14 protein-coding genes are annotated in these 16,368 nt (G+C 70.9%); 4 read left to right on the top strand and 10 right to left on the bottom strand.

Annotated elements, in window-relative coordinates; translation table 11 throughout:
• Nucleotides 1-6: 6 nt before the first annotated feature.
• From IL992_RS06045 to IL992_RS06035, 3 genes are all read right to left on the bottom strand, one after another.
• The gene (locus IL992_RS06045) at nucleotides 7-1,248 is read right to left on the bottom strand and encodes an amidohydrolase (RefSeq protein ID WP_193202328.1); all 1,242 of its coding nucleotides are present in this window, start codon (nucleotides 1,246-1,248) and stop codon (nucleotides 7-9) included.
• Nucleotides 1,249-1,487: 239 nt separating this feature from the next.
• A complete protein-coding gene (locus IL992_RS06040; RefSeq protein ID WP_193202327.1) occupies nucleotides 1,488-2,660 on the bottom strand; it encodes a glutamate--cysteine ligase in 1,173 nt (390 codons plus the stop codon).
• Nucleotides 2,661-2,726: 66 nt separating this feature from the next.
• A complete protein-coding gene (locus IL992_RS06035; RefSeq protein ID WP_079316017.1) occupies nucleotides 2,727-2,927 on the bottom strand; it encodes an SCO4848 family membrane protein in 201 nt (66 codons plus the stop codon).
• 93 nt (nucleotides 2,928-3,020) lie between these two features.
• Here IL992_RS06035 and IL992_RS06030 point away from each other — a divergent pair, with 93 nt between their 5' ends.
• Nucleotides 3,021-4,271 carry a D-alanyl-D-alanine carboxypeptidase family protein gene (locus IL992_RS06030; protein ID WP_193202325.1) on the top strand — a complete coding sequence of 417 codons (1,251 nt, stop codon included), beginning with the start codon at nucleotides 3,021-3,023 and terminating at the stop codon, nucleotides 4,269-4,271.
• Here IL992_RS06030 and IL992_RS06025 read toward each other — a convergent pair.
• Nucleotides 4,268-5,128: an SDR family NAD(P)-dependent oxidoreductase gene (locus tag IL992_RS06025; protein ID WP_193202324.1), complete on the bottom strand. Its 861-nt coding sequence runs from the start codon at nucleotides 5,126-5,128 to the stop codon at nucleotides 4,268-4,270. The genes IL992_RS06030 and IL992_RS06025 overlap by 4 nt on opposite strands.
• Nucleotides 5,129-5,252: 124 nt before the next feature.
• On the opposite strand from IL992_RS06025, the gene IL992_RS06020 reads away from it, so the two are divergent.
• Nucleotides 5,253-5,858: a TetR/AcrR family transcriptional regulator gene (locus tag IL992_RS06020; RefSeq protein WP_193202323.1), complete on the top strand. Its 606-nt coding sequence runs from the start codon at nucleotides 5,253-5,255 to the stop codon at nucleotides 5,856-5,858.
• Between the two features lie 10 nt (nucleotides 5,859-5,868).
• On the opposite strand, the gene IL992_RS06015 is transcribed toward IL992_RS06020, so the two are convergent.
• From IL992_RS06015 to IL992_RS06005, 3 genes are all read right to left on the bottom strand, one after another.
• A complete protein-coding gene (locus tag IL992_RS06015) occupies nucleotides 5,869-6,831 on the bottom strand; it encodes a YihY/virulence factor BrkB family protein (RefSeq protein WP_226872448.1) in 963 nt (320 codons plus the stop codon).
• Between the two features lie 75 nt (nucleotides 6,832-6,906).
• Nucleotides 6,907-7,920, bottom strand: coding sequence for a tryptophan--tRNA ligase (gene trpS / locus IL992_RS06010; RefSeq protein ID WP_193202322.1), 1,014 nt, complete (start codon nucleotides 7,918-7,920; stop codon nucleotides 6,907-6,909).
• Between the two features lie 142 nt (nucleotides 7,921-8,062).
• Complete coding sequence (locus tag IL992_RS06005; RefSeq protein WP_193202321.1) at nucleotides 8,063-9,385, bottom strand: hemolysin family protein; 1,323 nt, start codon at nucleotides 9,383-9,385, stop codon at nucleotides 8,063-8,065.
• Between the two features lie 164 nt (nucleotides 9,386-9,549).
• On the opposite strand from IL992_RS06005, the gene galE reads away from it, so the two are divergent.
• A complete protein-coding gene (gene galE, locus IL992_RS06000; protein ID WP_193202320.1) occupies nucleotides 9,550-10,503 on the top strand; it encodes a UDP-glucose 4-epimerase GalE in 954 nt (317 codons plus the stop codon).
• A 50-nt stretch (nucleotides 10,504-10,553) separates the two neighbouring features.
• Here galE and IL992_RS05995 read toward each other — a convergent pair whose 3' ends face one another.
• Both IL992_RS05995 and IL992_RS05990 read right to left on the bottom strand, forming a co-directional pair.
• The gene (locus IL992_RS05995) at nucleotides 10,554-11,318 is read right to left on the bottom strand and encodes a CARDB domain-containing protein (protein ID WP_193202319.1); all 765 of its coding nucleotides are present in this window, start codon (nucleotides 11,316-11,318) and stop codon (nucleotides 10,554-10,556) included.
• A 218-nt stretch (nucleotides 11,319-11,536) separates the two neighbouring features.
• A complete protein-coding gene (locus IL992_RS05990) occupies nucleotides 11,537-12,967 on the bottom strand; it encodes an MDR family MFS transporter (RefSeq protein WP_226872447.1) in 1,431 nt (476 codons plus the stop codon).
• A gap of 56 nt (nucleotides 12,968-13,023) precedes the next feature.
• Here IL992_RS05990 and IL992_RS05985 point away from each other — a divergent pair, with 56 nt between their 5' ends.
• Complete coding sequence (locus IL992_RS05985; RefSeq protein ID WP_193202317.1) at nucleotides 13,024-13,560, top strand: PadR family transcriptional regulator; 537 nt, start codon at nucleotides 13,024-13,026, stop codon at nucleotides 13,558-13,560.
• Nucleotides 13,561-13,588: 28 nt separating this feature from the next.
• Here the strand turns inward: IL992_RS05985 and IL992_RS05980 are convergent, their stop codons facing one another.
• The gene (locus IL992_RS05980) at nucleotides 13,589-15,757 is read right to left on the bottom strand and encodes a serine/threonine-protein kinase (protein WP_193202316.1); all 2,169 of its coding nucleotides are present in this window, start codon (nucleotides 15,755-15,757) and stop codon (nucleotides 13,589-13,591) included.
• Nucleotides 15,758-16,368: the final 611 nt, after the last annotated feature.

Below are 16,368 nucleotides of genomic sequence, written 5' to 3'. Positions count from 1 at the left end.
GGCTGTTCAGCGGGCGCCGCCCCACAGCGCGGTCAGCGCGGTGGCGGCGAGAACCTTGACGCCGATCCCGATCGCCCGCTCGTCCACGTCGAACAGCGGCCGGTGGATGTCGACCTCGTCGACGACCCCCGGCGGCCGGGTGCCCAGCCGGGCGAGCGCGCCGGGCACCGACTCGAGGTACCAGGAGAAGTCCTCGCCGCCGAGGCTCTGCGGCGTGGGCACGGCCGCCCCCTCGCCGATGATCTGGGTGACCGCGTCGTGCAGCATCTGGATGCTGGTGGCCTCGTTCACCGTGGGCGGCGTGCCGCGCCTGTAGTCGATCTCGGCGTCCACGCCGTACGCGCCGGCGACCGAGTCGAGCAGTGCCTTGACCAGGTCGGGGGCCTGGTGCCAGGCATCCTCGTCGAGCGACCTGACCGTGCCCTGGGCGAGGCCGACGTCCGGGATCGCGTTGGCCACGGACCCGGCGGAGATCTGGCCCCACACGAGGCTGAGGCTGGATCGGGGGTCCACGCGGCGCGACAGCGCGGCCGGCAACTCGGTGACGATCTTGCTGAGCGCGTAGACGAGGTCCACGGTCAGGTGCGGCCGGGCGGTGTGCCCGCCAGGGCCCGCGACCTTGATCTGCAGGCTGTCGCAGGACCCGGTGATCGGGCCGGTCCGCAGGCCGACGTGCCCGACGTCGAGGCGCGGGTCGCAGTGCACCGCGAAGATGCGGTCGACCTCGGTGAGGCCGCCGTCGCGCATGACCTCCAGCGCGCCGCCCGCGACCTCCTCGGCGGGCTGGAAGATCAGCCGTACCCGGCCGGGGAGCGCTCCCGCGTCGGCCTGCGACGCCAGGAACAGCCCGGCGCCGACGACGATCGCCGTGTGCACGTCGTGGCCGCAGGCGTGGCACGCGTTCGGGTTCGTGGAGCGGTAGGGGACGTCCTTCTCGTCCTCCATCGGCAGCGCGTCGATGTCCGCGCGCAGGGCGACCGTGGGGCCCTCGTCGCGGCCGAGGTCCACCCACAGGCCGGTTCCGCGCGACAGCGGGTGCGGGGTGAGCCCGGCGTCCGTCAGCCGCTCAGCGATCTTCTCGGTCGTGCGATGCTCGCTGAAGGCGATCTCCGGGTGCGCGTGTACGTCGCGCCGGAACTCGATCAGCTCATCGTTGTGCCCGCGAAGGAATTCCGCCAGTTGCCCGGCCAGGTCGTTGCTTCCCGGCACGGCCGCGTCCGGCGTTGCGAGCTTCGATGAGGTGGCCACGGGTCTTCCCTCCTCCGGCGAGCCGTCCCGCCACGGATCGCCGGATCGTCCATATGATCATGAAAAGTCACGAAAAAGCCCAAAAGGGTCGAGCGGGCGTGTCTCGCCTCCACCGACCCTTCATTCACAATCCTTCCATGCCGCGACCCTCCGATACGGCGGATTGCCCAGTATTTACACCGGCCTCCGCACGTTGTCAGAACTGAGGCGCTGTTGCCGGACATATCAGGCCTACCCCGTCAGGTGCCTGTTTGTCCGATCTCGCGGTTAGGGTTCGAGGTGACGAACCTGTCCTCGGCGAGCTCGACGACCGTGGCGTCGACCACGTCCTGGAGGGTCCCTCCGTCGGCGAGGATCGCCCGCTGGCGCTCGGATGAGCTCCCCTGCTCCAGCACCTCGGTCACGACCGCCAGTTCGTCGGCACAGCCGAGCCGCTCGGCGACGGGTTCGAGTTCACGCTGAAGTTCATACAATACGTCGCGCATCGGCGCCGTGGAGCCATGGTCGTCGGTGATGACGTCCGCGTCGAGGCCGTAGCGCGTGGCGCGCCACTTGTTGTCGCGCACCACCCACGCCGCCGGATGCGGCAGCTTGTACCCCCGGTCGATCTGCTGATCGAACTGCTGCACGAGGCACTGGGACAGCGCGGTCACCATGCCCACCTCGCGCGGCGTCGGGATCCCGTCGAACATCCGGATCTCGATCGTGCCGAAGTCGGGATGCGGCCGGATGTCCCACCACACCTCCTTGATGCTGCGGATCGTGCCCGCCCGCAGCAGCGTGTCCATGTACTCCTCGAACTCGGCCCAGTCGGCCAGCAGGTGCGGCGGCCCGGCCGTGGGCAGCGAGCCGAAGACGATGGCCCGGCTCGACGCCAGCCCGGTGTCCTGCCCGCCCCAGTAGGGGCTGGAGGAGGTGAGCGCGAGGAAGTGCGGCAGGTACGCCGCGAGGGCGTTGACGATCGGAATGACCTTGTCCCGCTCCTTGACGCCCACGTGGACGTGCACGCCGAACGTCTGGATCCGCCAGGCGAGCCACTGCATCTCCTCGACCAGCTCCACGTAGCGCTGGCTGGGCGCGTAGACCGCGTCGCGCCAGTCGCTGATCGCGTGGGTCCCCGTGCAGGCGAGCGCGATGCCGCGCGGCTCGACGGCCTCGGTCAGCCGGCCGATGCTCTTCTTCAGGTCCTGAACCGCCTCGGCCACCGTGTGGCAGACGTCGGTGACGATCTCGACCTGCGACTGCATGAGTTCGTGCATGGCCTTGGGCCGCTGCCCCTCACTGAGGTCGGGAACCGCGGCGAGCACCTCCTTCGCGTCCTGGCGGAGATGACGCGTATGCCGGTCGACGAGCTGAAGCTCCCACTCCACGCCGAGCGTCGCGCCACGCGAGGGATTGAAGTCGATCGCCAAAGCTTGCCTCCATCACGTTCGGTCCCTGTGGACACTCAGGTCACAGCGGACAAGGTCGTTCCAGGCTCAGGCCCTACCCTTCATCCATCCCCGCACGCCGACCGCCCCGAGCGCCAGTGCCAGGAGGATGTTCACCGCGATGAGTACGCCGTGGACGACGTAGAAGGAAGTCTCGTGCCCGTCGGCGAGGTTGAAGCCGAGGTTGATCCATTCGAAGATCATGAAGGCGGCGAGTGCCACGAGAAAGATCGATACACGTCTCGTCATCCTCACAGTATCGGCGGCCACCTGCGTGGCCCTGTGGCATATGGGGCATATGTCGCTTCATGCGAAGGCAGTCGAGGCTAGGCTGAGCGAGCTATGGGGACGAACCTGCGGGCTCTCGCCGCGACCGTGACGACGGCGGGGGTGCTGACGACGGCGCTGCTCTGCGCCCCTCCCACCGCGGGCGCGCGGACTGTGCCGGAACTGGCGCCGGAGGAGACCGGCACGGCGGTGACCGGGAACGGAACCGTAGGCGGGGATTTGCTCGCCGGCCACGGGATCATCGCGCCCGCCGGGATCAAAGCCCCGCCCAAGACCGAGGCCAGCGCGTACGTCGTGGCCGACGCCGACACCGGCGCGGTGCTCGCGGCCAAGGACCCGCACGGGCACTACCTGCCCGCGAGCACGCTCAAGACGCTGACGGCCGTGACGCTGATCCCCAAGCTCGACAAGAACCGCAAGGTCAAGCCGAGCGACGAGGCGTGCAACGTGGAGGGCAGCGCCGTCGGCATCGTCCCCGAGCCGATCTACAAGATCGACGATCTCATGCGGGCGCTCCTCATGGTCTCCGCCAACGACGCCGCGGTCGCGCTCGCCGAGGCGAACGGCGGCCTGAAGAAGACCCTCGCCGACATGAACAATGAGGCGCGCAAGCTCCAGGCGTACGACACGGTGGCCAAGACGCCGAACGGCCTGGACGCCCCGGGCCAGCGCAGCTCGGCCTACGACCTCGCCCTGATCGCGCGGGCCGGGCTGGCGATCCCGGACTTCCGCGAGTACATCAGCACGAAGGTCGCCAAGTTCCCCGCGCCCAAGGACTACTTCAAGAAGAAAAAGAAGAAGCGCCGCGACGACTCCGAGGCCAGCGAGTCTCCCCCGCCCGCCTACTACGAGATGGCCAACCACAACCGGCTCCTGGGCAGCTACAAGGGCATGCTCGGCGTGAAGAACGGCTGGACGTCCAAGGCCCTGGGCAGCTTCGTGGGCGCGGCCCGGCGTGACGGCCACACGATCCTCGTCGTGATCATGCATCACCCCGGCGGTTTCTGGGAGGAGGTCGCCAAGCTGCTCGACTGGGGCTTCTCCGCGAGGGGCAAGGCGGCCCCCGTGGGCCAGTTGGTCGCGCCCGCGCCCCCCAAGCCCTCCTCCTCCCCCCTGGCCGTACGGCCCTCTCCGACGCCGGGCACGGCCGACGCGGGCGCGGCCAAGGCGCGCGGGGATGACTCCTCGAAGGGTTCGGGCGCGACCACCCCCCTGCTGATCGGCGGCGGCGCCCTCGTGGTCCTCGCCCTCGGCGCGTACGGCCTGCGCCGGCGCCGGAAGACGCCCGGCGACTCCGACGGCTAGCGACCGGGCGGGGCGGGGATGGCGTGCTCGGCGGCGCGGCTGACCTCCTCCCAGCGGGCCCAGGTCTCCATCCGCCGGCGTGAGACGTCGAAGGCCAGGTCGTAGGCCGTGCCGCCCAGCAGCAGCCGCAGCGGCGGCTCGTCGCTGCCGACGAGCTTCAGCACGGCCTCGGCGGCCAGCCGGGGATCGCTGTCCACCGACCCCTCCGCCCACTGCTTCTCCAGCTCCGCCCGCAGGGGTGCGTAGTCGGGCATCGGCGTGGTCGTGGTCATGCCGGTGTACAGGTCGGTCCAGTAGCCGCCGGGCTCGACGATGGTGAGCGTCACCCCGAACCGCGCGGCCTCCATCGCCAGGGCCTCGCTCATGCCTTCCAAGGCGAACTTGCTCGCGCTGTACAGCCCCGTGGTGGGGAAGCCCCCGAGCGCTCCGATGCTGGAGATCTGCACGATGTGCCCGGCCCCCTGAGCGCGTAGGAAGGGCAGGACGGCCTGGCTGACCCACAGCGCGCCGAAGAAGTTGGTCTCCATCTGGGCCCGGGCCTCGGCCTCGGTGAACTCCTCGATCATCCCCATGGACATGATCCCGGCGTTGTTCACCACGACGTCGAGCCGGCCGAAGCGCTCGGTCGCCCGGGCGACCGCGGCGAAGACCGCCGCGCGGTCGGTGACGTCCAGGGGGAGCACGAGCAGCCTGTCCTCATGTTCGGCGGCCAGGCCCTGAAGGGGCGCGACGGTCCTGGTCGCGGCGACCACCCTGTCGCCGTTGTCGAGCGCGGCCTCGGTGAACGCCCGGCCGAGACCCCGCCCCGCACCGGTGATGAACCAGACCCGTCCCGAATCGGCGGTCGTCGTACGCATGGCGGCTCCCAATCAGCTCAACGATACTGAACGAGACGTATCGTCTCGCTTGGCCAATAGTGGCGTCGCATCGGATCCATGTCAAGACGGATCGTCTCGTCTCGCTTTTGGTAGGTTCTGCCGCATGACGGCACAGCACGGGACGGCTCCCGGCACCAGGCGCCGCAGCGAGGCCTCACGTCGGGCCATCCTCAGCGCGGCGTTCGAACTCGTCGGCGAGGTCGGCTATGCGAAGCTGAGCATCGAGGGGATCGCCGCCCGGGCCGGGGTCGGCAAGCAGACCATCTACCGCTGGTGGCCCTCCAAGGGAGCGGTGCTCTTCGACGCGTTCCTCATGCTCTCCGAGGGGACCGGCGGCTCGCCCGCGCTGCCCGACACCGGCGACCTGGACGCCGACCTCAAGGCGGTCCTGCGCGCCACGGTCGCCGAGCTGAACGACCCGCGATACGACGAGCCGATGCGCGCGCTCAACACGGAGATCCTGCACGACCCCGCGCTCGCCGCGGCCTACGCGGAACGCCTCGACGGGCCGATGAAGGAGCTGAAGAAGCAGCGGCTGCGCAGCGCGCAGCGAGCCGGGCAACTGTCCGGCGACCTGGACCTGGACGTCGCGATCGAGATGCTGTGGGGCCCGCTGCTCAACCGGTGGCTCCAGCGCAGCGGCCCGCTGACCCCCGAGTACGCCGACACCGTCGTGGAGACCGCGCTCAACGGGTTGCGCCCGCGTTGAAGGCGTGCGGTCAGGCGGGGCCGGTCGTGGGCGTGGTCGCGGGCGACGGAAGCGGAGTGGGCTCCGGCGGCGGGCCGAGCGTGGCCGTCGCCGTCCACGCGGCGGCATAGAGGATCACCCGGGCCGACAGGTTGATCCACAGCAGCAGTCCCACGACCACCGCGAACGTGCCGTACACCGGGTTGCGCAGGGTGCCGGACAGGATCAACGCCGCGAGCTGCTTCAGCACGCCGAAGCCGACCGCGCCCAGCAGCGCGCCCTTGAGCACGACGACGAACGGCTGCGACGGCTTGGCCAGCCAGCCGAGGATGACCAGGAAGAGCAGCAGGTCGGCGACGAGGCTCGCGGCGATCCCGGCGAGCCAGACCCCGAAGCCGGCCAGCGGCGAGGAGCCCAGGCCGAGCCATCCGGCGACCGTGCTCGTGGCCCCGGTGGCGAACCCGCTCGCGATCACCGAGACCAGCATGGCGAGGCCCATGAGCACGAGCGCGACGAGGTCGCGGAGCTTGCCGACGAAGTAGTTGAGCGGCGGCTCGCAGGTCATCCAGACGGTGCGCAGGGCCCCGCGCAGGGCGTCCATCGCGCCCAGCCCGGCGTACAGCAGGCCGAGCAGACCGATCAGCCCGGCCCGGCCCCGGGCCCCGGCGAGCTGGTCGATGTGGAGCTGCCCGGCGAGGCCGGGAAGCTGGCTGTTGATCGCCTCGGTGAGCGTGGCGAGCGCGTCCGGGCGGATCGTCACGACATACCCGAACAGGGCGAACGCCAGCGCGATCAGCGGGAAGAACGACAGGAAGGCGAAGTAGGTGATGGCGCCCGCCAGCCGGTCCCCCGTCTGCACCTGGTAGCGCTGCACGGTCCGGATGAGGTGGTCGAGCCAGGGGAAGCGGATCCGGTCACGCTCGATCCACATCCGGCCCCACGCCCTGACTTCGTCGACACGCCGCGTGACCTGGTCGACCATCGCCATCCCCATCGGCATTGTGTACCCGGAGAAGGCGTCTCGATGCGCGCGGCGACCGCGGCCCGGGGCCGCGGTCTCAGGCGCGGTTCACTCGAAGTGCGACGTGGGGAGCAGGCCGAGGCGCTCGCGGACCTGCTCCATCGTCTCGCGGGCCACCTTGCGGGCCCGGGCGGCGCCCGCGACCAGCATCCGGTCGAGCTCGGCCTCGTCGGCCAGCAGCTTCTCCGTACGCTCCCGGATCGGGGAGAACGTCTCGACGACGGCCTCGGCGACCTCCTTCTTGAAGGTGCCGTACCCCTGCCCGGCGAACCGCGTCTCCAGCTCGGGGATCGGCGTGCCGGTCAGCGCGGACAGGATCCGCAGCAGGTTGGTGACGCCCGGCTTGTTCTCCTCGTCGGCGACGACGTCGCTGCCGGTGTCGGTCACCGCGCGCATGATCTTCTTGCGCAGGGCGTTCGGCTCCTCCAGCACGTCGAGGATGCCCTGCGGGCTCGACGACGACTTGGACATCTTGGCGGTCGGGTCCTGGAGGTCGGTGATCTTCTCGACCTCCTTGAGGATGTACGGGCTCGGCACCTTGAACGTCTGGCCGTAGCGGCTGTTGAAGCGCTGCGCGAGGTCGCGGCTGAGCTCCAGGTGCTGCTTCTGGTCCACCCCGACCGGCACCTGGTCGGCCTGGTAGATCAGGATGTCGGCCGCCTGGAGGATCGGGTAGGTGAACAGGCCCACGCTGGCCGAGCTCTCGCCGTAGCGCGCGGACTTGTCCTTGAACTGCGTCATCCGCCCGGCCTCGCCCATGCCGGTCTGGCAGATCAGATACCAGGCGAGCTCGCTGTGCTCGCGCACATGGCTCTGCGCGAAGACCGCGGCGCGCTCCGGGTCGAGCCCCGCGCCGAACAGCTGGGCGGCGGCGATCCTGGTGCGCCGGCGCAGTTCCTCGGGCTTGGGCGCGACGGTCAGCGCGTGCAGGTCGGCGATGAAGAAGAAGGCCTCATGGGTGTCCTGCAACGCGACGTACTGGCGGATCGCGCCGAGATAGTTGCCCAGGTGGAACGAGTCGGCGGTGGGCTGGATACCGGACAGGACGCGAGCAAGAGCCATACGGCAATTCTGTCAGGAGTCGCGGGCTGCCCGCGACAGACGCGGCCCGGGGCGCGGGCTCGTCCCCGCCGGGCGCCTTTCCCCGGGTGCCGGCATGAAAGCACGGCGAGCCTCCCGCATCGGTCCAGCGCACACCCGCCGCTCAGCCGGCCGCCGCGGGCGCCGCCGGCGCCGCGTCTTCGGGAGGATTGCGGGTGACGCGGACACGGGAGACGCGGCGGCCGTCCATCTCCGTCACGGTCAGCGTGACGCCCGGCGCCTCGGCGACCTCGCCGCGCTGGGGCAGGTGACCGAGGAAGGCCATGACGTATCCGCCCAGGGTCTCGTACGGCCCGCTGGGCAGCCGCACGCCCGTCTGCGTGTGGAACTCGTCCAGGTTGACCAGCCCCTCGACCTCCATGTCTCCGGCGATCACGCGTACGGCGTCGCCGCTCTCGTCGTACTCGTCGCGGATGTCGCCGACGAGCTCCTCGACCAGATCCTCCAGCGTCACGATGCCGTCGGTGCCGCCGTACTCGTCCACCACGATGGCGAGGTGGTGGCCCTCGTCGCGCATCTCCGCGAGCGTGGCGAGGACCCGCTTGCTCGCCGGAACGAGCTTGACCGGGCGGATCGGCACGACCTCGCTGATCGGCTCCAGCCGCCCGGTGCGTACGGGATCGAGCAGGTCCCGCACGTGGACGAACCCGATGACGTCGTCATAGGTGTCGCGGTAGACGGGGAACCGGGAGTGCGGCATGGCCGCCGCGAGCACGGCGGCCTCGGCGAGCGGGGTGTCGGCCGCCATGAACTCGACCTCCGTGCGAGGCAGCATGACCTCCCTGAGCTGCCGCTTGCCCGCCGCGAACACCTCGGCGATCACGTCGCGCTCGTCCTGGGTGAGGTCCGTGTGGCCCACCACCATGTCGCGCAGTTCCTCGGTGGTCATGGCCGCCCTGTCGGCGGACGGGTTGCCGCCGAGCAGCCGTACGACGCCGTTCGTCGACTTGGACAGGAGCCAGATCACCGGCCTCGACAGCGTCGCGATCCGGTCGAGCAGCGGGGCGGTCACGAGCGACAGGCTCTCCGCCCGCTGCCGGCCGAGCCGCTTGGGCGCCAGCTCGCCGAGGACCAGGGTCACATACGAGATGGCCAGTGTGACGGCCACGAACGCGACGGGCGCGGCCACGCTCGGCCGCAGGCCCCACTGCTGCAGGACCGGGGCGAACCGCGGGCCCAGCGCGTCGGCGCCGAGCGCGGCCGACAGCACGGTCGCCACGGTCACCCCGACCTGGATGGCGGAAAGGAAGCGGTTGGGGTCGCGGGCGAGCTTCTGCACCCGCGCGCCGCGGCGTCCCTCGTCGCGGCTCAGGCGGCGGATCTGGCTCTCCCGCAGCGAGACCATCGCCATCTCGGCCGCGGCGAAGAAACCGCCGATCAGGATGAATATCAGGACCAGGGCGATGGTCACCGCGACGTTGCTCACGTCATCAAGTCCGTTCGGGTGTCAGGCAGGCCAGGCCGGGCGTCGCAATCTCCTGTTACTCGCTGAGATTGCGGTACTGGTGGCATTTAACCCGCTCCTCATGGGAAGCGCGTAAGCTAGGCCCTGGACGTACATAATCCAACACTTTTGAACAGGAGCAAACAGTGAAGCTGCTGGTTACTGGTGGAGCCGGGTACATCGGCAGCGTCGTGGCGGCGCAACTCCTGGAGGAGGGGCACGAGGTCACGGTGCTCGACGACCTGTCGACCGGGCACGCCGACGCCGTGCCGCCCGGAGCCGCGTTCGTACAGGCGTCGGTCACCGAGGCGGGCGGCGTGCTGTCGGAAGGGTTCGACGCCGTGCTCCACTTCGCGGCCAAGTCGCTGGTGGGCGAGTCCGTGGAGAAGCCGGGGCTGTACTGGTCGCACAATCTCGGCGGCACGCTCGCGCTGCTCGACGCCATGCGGCAGGCCGGGGTGAACCGGATCGTGTTCTCCTCCACCGCCGCCACCTACGGCGAGCCGGAGCGCACGCCCATCCTGGAGACCGACCCCACCCGCCCGGGCAACCCCTACGGCGCGTCCAAGCTCGCCGTGGACACCGCGCTCACCGCCTTCGCCGGGCTGTACGGCCTCGGCGCGGTCAGCCTGCGCTACTTCAACGTGGCCGGGGCGTACGGCGAGTTCCGCGAGCGGCACACGGTCGAGACCCATCTGATCCCCAACATCCTGAAGGTCGCCCTCGGCGAGCGCGAGTCGGTCAGCGTCTTCGGCACCGACTACCCCACTCCGGACGGCACGTGCATCCGCGACTACGTCCACGTCGCCGATCTCGCCCGCGCGCACCTGCTCGCCCTGGGTGCCTGCACGCCCGGCGAGCACCGGATCTACAACCTCGGCAGCGGCACGGGCTTCTCGGTCAAGGAGGTCGTGGACGTCTGCCGCGAGGTGACCGGGCACCCCGTCCCGATCACCGTCGCGCCGCGCCGTTCCGGCGATCCGGCCGTGCTGGTGGCGTCGTCGGAGAAGATCCAGCGCGAGCTGGGCTGGAAGCCGGCCCACGCGACGTTGCGGGACATGGTCGCCGACGCCTGGACCGCCTCCACGAAGCCGGCCTGAACCCCGATGCCCCGCCTGACTCGTGTCCGCCTCGGCGCCCGCGTCACCGGTCAGGCGCGGCGCAGGGCCACCCGTACGCTGGCCTTGTTGTTGGCCGGGCGACGGTCGCCGTAGCGGCGTGAGTAGACGGTGGCCATCGTCGCCACGGCGTGCGAGGCCCGGGACGGCACCCGGAACACGAGTTCGAGCAGCCCACGCGACCCCGACCTGATCGGCGGCAGCGAGCACCCCACGAACTGGCGGTTCCCCCGGCAGCGTCCGCCCCTTGCGGACAGCAGCCGGGCCTCGCGCGGCTGGAAGAACACGTAGGCGTCCCGCACGACGCGCGGCCCCCGGTTGCGCACCTCCGCGCGTACGGAGAACCAGTGGCCCGGGCGGATGAACCTGGTCGAGGAGCGGAACCGCATCGCCAGGTCGGCCCCCTCGTCGACCCTGGTCACCGCCTCGGCCGTGTTGTCGGTCTCGTCCTGGTCGAGCACCTCGGAGCTCAGGTCGGCCCGCGCCCGCAGCGGGCCGTGCGCGCCCGGCGCGATCACTCCGGTGATCGTCATGTCGCCCGAACCGCCGGGCAGGACGTCGTCGGACGAGTGGCAGACGACCCGGTTGCGCGCCCGGCCGGGCTCACACTCCGCCACACCCACGTTGACGATCTGGAAGTCCTTGGGCAGCGCGACCCGCAGCGTCGGCAGCACGGCGTCCCCCGGGCCCTTGTTGTGCACCGTGACGTGGTAGGTCAGCGGCTGCCCCGGCTGCGCCACCTTCGGCGAGGCGGTGATGCCGACCGAGAGGTCGGCCGTGCCCCACTGATTCTTCAACGGTTCTTTCACCGGCGCCGGCCGGGGCGCCTCCCCCGACAAGGCGAGCGCCGGTTGCGGCGCTCCGGCGACGAACACACAGACCAAACCCGTGACGACCCTACGACCCACTGCCGCTCCCCCGAACGCTTGAGATCAATTCAATCGTGCCGGACGTGCCCCGCGCACCGTCCGACACGCCGCTCGAAGCGCCGCTGAGCTGGAGTCTCACGCCCGTCTCACGCCGCAGCGACGAGGTCCTGCTGCGGTGCGGGCCTGTCGAGCCGCACACCGCCCCGAGGCAGCAGGGCGAGCGCGAGGAGGGCGACCACCGCGCCCACGACCCCCAGCCAGGGGATGACCGTCGCGGTCGCGGCGGCGTGGGCCGCGGGCAGCCCGTGCAGGGGCGCCTCCCGCGTCACCACCGACCCGTACGCCGTGCCCGCGACGGCCAGCGCGACCGAGCCGCCGATCTGCCGGAAGAACGTCAGGTTCGCGCTGGCCGTGCCGATGAACCGGGGTGGCACGGCCGTCTGGATCGCCACGGTGAGGCCGGACAGCATGGGCCCCATCCCAAGCCCGATCAGCGCCATCCAGGCGACGAGCAGCGGAGTCGAGGTGCCGACCTCGAGGTTCGCGCACAGCGCCGTGCCCGCGACGAGGAAGACCGGCGCGATCACCAGCCACGGCTTGTAGCGGCGCGTGCGCGAGATGAGGGCGCCGGTGACCGCGCTGCCCACGACCATCGCCAGCATCAGCGGGTAGATGTGCAGCCCCGACGAGGTGGCGCTCAGACCGTGCGCCTCCTGGAAGTAACGCGGAAGGAACACCACTCCGGCGTACATGCAGAACGCCGTGAAGAACGACGCGACGTTGACCAGCGAGTACGTGCCGTTCGCGAACAGGTGGAGCGGCACGATGGGCTCCGCGGCCCGCCGCTCGACGAGGACGAACACCACGAGCAGCGCGAGCGCCGCGCCGATCGGGCCGGCGACCGGGCCGCTCGTCCAGGTGTGGCCGTCGACCCCCTTCTCGGTCAGGCCGACGAGCAGGGCGCTGATCGCGGCGCTGAAGACGGCGATGCCCAGGTAGTCGGGCCGCGCCCCGCCGTGCCCCGGCCGGTGCGGCAGCCGCCACACGATGATGGCCACGAGGACGGCGCCGATCGGGACGTTCACGTAGAAGGCCCAGCGCCAGCTCGCGTGGTCGGTGAACAGGCCGCCGAGGAACGGCCCGGCGATGTAGCTCAGCGCCATGACGCCGCCGAGGGCGCCCTGCACCCGCCCGCTGCGCTCCGGCGGGAACAGGTCGATCACCAGCGCCAGCGACAGCGGAAGCAGCGCGCCCGCGCCGAGTCCCTGCAGGCCGCGGAAGGCGATGAGCTGCCCCATGCTCTGCGCCGCCCCGGACAGGATCGAGCCGAGCAGGAACAGGACCACCCCGACCAGCAGGAGCGGCTTTCGCCCGTACGCGTCGGAGAGCCGGCCGTACAGCGGGACCGTGACGGTCGAGGTGAGGAGGTAGGCGGTCACCACCCAGGTGTAGAGCCCGGTGCCGCCCAGCTCGGTGGTGATCCTCGGCAGCGCGGTGCCGACGATCGTCTGGTCGAGCATCGCCAGGAACATGCCGCCGAGCACGGCGAACAGGAGGAGTCCGTTTCTGGATCGCATGTGTCGAAAATGACATGTAAGGACTGACATGTCAATCCGGAGGTATAGTGAGGGGCATGTCCCTGCGCATCGCTCTTCTCGGTCTTCTGAGCGCCTACGGCTCGGCGAGCGGCTACGACCTGACCAAGAAGTTCGAGAGGTCGGTGGCCCACGTCTGGCAGGCCGGGCACAGCCAGATCTATCCCGAGCTGGCGAAGATGACCGCCGACGGGCTGGTGACGGTGGAGGCGGAGGGCGCGCGCGGGCGCAAGATCTACTCGATCACGCCGGAGGGCCGCGTGGAGCTGCGCGCCTGGCTGGTCGGGCACGACCCGACGGGTCCGGCGCGCAACGAGGTCGCGCTGCAGGCGTTCCTGCTCCCGCTGCTCGACCCCGGCGAAGCGCTGGACGTACTGGAGCGGCTCAAGGCGTACGTGGAACAGAAGCTGGCCGAGCTGGAGGCCCTCTGGGCGGCCAAGCACGCCTCCCCCATCCCGGAGGGGACGTCCGGGGTCAAGTTCGGCAACCTCGCCCTGGACCTCGGTATCCGGCAGACCCGCACCACGCTGGAGTGGGCGAACGACGCCATGGCCCAGCTCGAACGCCGGGCCTGACCCCCGGCCGGGGGATGGGCAGCAGGGCTTACCGGCAGGCGAGCTTGGGCGGCGCGTCCCGTTCGGGATCGAAGTCGACGTTGCCGAAGTGTTTGCGCAGCAGGTCACGCATCGTGCCGTTGCCGTACATGCGGCTGATCGCGTCCTCCACGACCCGGCAGGTGCGCACGTCCTTCCTGGGCAGGCCGACGGCGTAGCGCTGGTCGGTCAGCCGCAGGCCGAGCACCGACAGCTTCAGGCTCGCCACCCGGTTGGCGAAGCCGGCGATGATGAGGTCGTCCCCCGGGACGGCGTCGACCTCGCCTCGCGTCAGCAGGCTCATGCACTCGGCATAGTCGCTCACCGGGACCTGCTCGACGTCCACCTTGCCCGCGACGAGGCGGGCGGTGGTGCTGCCGGCGGGCGCGCACATCCGGCGTCCGGCCAGGTCGTCCAGCTTCTTGATCCGCGAACCGGCGAGCACCAGCAGGTCGGCGTGGGCCCTGTAGTACGGCCCGGCGAAGGTGACGGCGTCGTCGCGGTTGTCGTCGTAGGAGTAGGTCGCCACGACCATGTCCACCGTGCGGTCGGTCAGCGCGCGCACCCGGTCGTTGACACCCACCCTGCGGAAGGTGATCCCGCTCGCGGGGACGTTGAGGCTCCTGGCGATGGACGTCGCGACGTCCACGTCGAACCCGCTGAACCCGCTCGCCTGCTCCAGGCCGACCCCGGGCACGTCCCACCGCACGCCGATCGTCAGCCGCTTGGTCCGCCGCGCCTTCTCGTACACCGAGGCGTACGTCGGGCTCGGCCGCGGCGAGAGCACGGCGTCGCCGGTGCCGCCGTCCTCGGTCGCGCCGCCGAACGCGAAGCCGGTCTTGGCGGCGATGACCGCGCCCCCGGCGGCCGCGAGGGCAAGCACGGCCGCGAGTGCGCCGACGAGGCCCCTGCGGCGGCGGCGCGCCCGGCCGATCCCAGCCGAGACGGTCCCATCCGGTCCCATCCCAGCCGGCGCCGGCTCCGCCAGGCCGGGCCGTGCGGCGCCGTGACCGCCGTGGCCCGCGCCGCCACGCGGGACGCCACCGGACGCGCCACCGGACCTTGGGGCGGTGGGGCCGGATGACGACAGGAGCGCGGGGGACGCCCCGGTCGGCACGTCGTTCCCGGCGTGGCCATCCGTCCCGGTCCGCGCGCCGGATCGGGTCGGCTCACCGTTCCCGGTCCACGCGCCGCCCGTCGGCAGGGAGCCCCCGCCCGTCGAGATGGCGCGGCCCTGACCCACGGTGCGACCCGGACCCATGGCGCGGCCCGGGTTCGTGCGCGCGAGGCGCGTGGCGTCCGGGTCGGCCGCGTGCGCGGCCCCCTCCGACAGCACGACCGCCGACGCGTCGCCCGACACCGCGCGGCCCAGCAGGCGCAGCAGGATCTGGTCGGCCGTCGGCCGCTCGTCGGGCGACTTGCGCAGGCACGCCCGGACCACCCCGCCGAGCGGCTCGGGCAGCATCCCGGTGTCGATGTCATGGTTGAGGATGCGGTTGAGCACGACCGCGATCGAGTTCCCGCCGAACACGACGTCACCGGTCGCGGCGTACGCGATCGTGGAAGCCCAGGAGAACACGTCGGCCGGGGGCCCGACCTTGCCGCCGGAGATCTGCTCGGGCGCCATGTAGGCGGGCGTGCCGATCGCCCGGCTGGTGATCGTGGCGGTCGAGTCGAGGATGCGGGCGATGCCGAAGTCCACCACCCGGGGGCCGTCGACGGCCAGCAGCACGTTGTCGGGCTTGAAGTCGCGGTGGACGATGCCCGCCTGGTGGATCGCGGTGAGCGCGGTGGCCGTGCCGACCGCGAGCCGCTCCAGGCCCGATCCGGTCAGCGGCCCGTCCGCCTCGACGGCCTCGCGCAGCGACCGGCCGTCGATGAACTCGCTCGCGATGTACGGCGTGTCGCCCTGCAGGTCGGCCGCGAGAACCCGCGCGGTGCAGAAGCTCGCCACACGCTGGGCGGCGCGCAACTCCCGCGCGAAGCGGGACCTGGCGGTCGCGTCGCCGGAGAACTTGACGTGCAGCAGCTTGACCGCGGCCCGCTCGCCGGCCTGGTCCTGGCCGAAGTAGACCACGCCCTGCCCGCCCTCGCCGAGACGGCCGGACAGCACGAAGGGACCGAGCCTGGTCGGATCCCCCGGTTGCAACGGCGCGATCTGCGGCATCCCGTTCCCCACGATTCGGCAAAGTACCGGCCAGCAGAACTTTACGGCCCCGGTGCGACGGTTCCGCGGCCCGATACCGCGCCGTGACGTCAGGAAACCGTGACAAAGCGGCGAGCGGTCCGTACCCGGGGGTGACGGGAAAGGGCTGCCCGAATATCTCCGGGCGACCCCTGCCGATGAAGCGGGCTGATGACGCTCACCTTCACCCGGCCCGGTCACCATGCTGTGAAGTCCGTTCCGGGTCACGGCGTCTCAGCCGGCTACGAGGACTTCGAGAGCGGGGTCGCCGTCGTCGACACCCACCAGACCGGATGGAGCGGCAAGGTGTCGTCAAGGCGCCGACCCCGAGTTTCGCCGACGCGCCGGCCGGCTGACCGCGGGCCCTAGACGCTCCCGACCTGCGGATCATGTCTTTCACAGGTCACCTTCAAGTCAGGCTGCAACGGCAAGGGCCAACGTGTCCGGTGTGTGGGAAACGCCGGCACAACTGACCCGAAGGAATCTCAATGACCATGTCAAGCGGCGAGCGCTGTGAGCTGGGACGGCGGAACAGGGGAGAAGACCCGGTTGTCGCGCAGCAGAGCCCACAGCACATCGACCAAGCGTCGGGCCAGAGCCAGTAG

This window comes from Microbispora sitophila, from assembly GCF_014892245.1.
Lineage (GTDB): Bacteria > Actinomycetota > Actinomycetes > Streptosporangiales > Streptosporangiaceae > Microbispora > Microbispora siamensis.
Note: the sequence above shows the minus strand (reverse complement) of the source record. Positions and strands in the feature narration are given on the sequence as shown.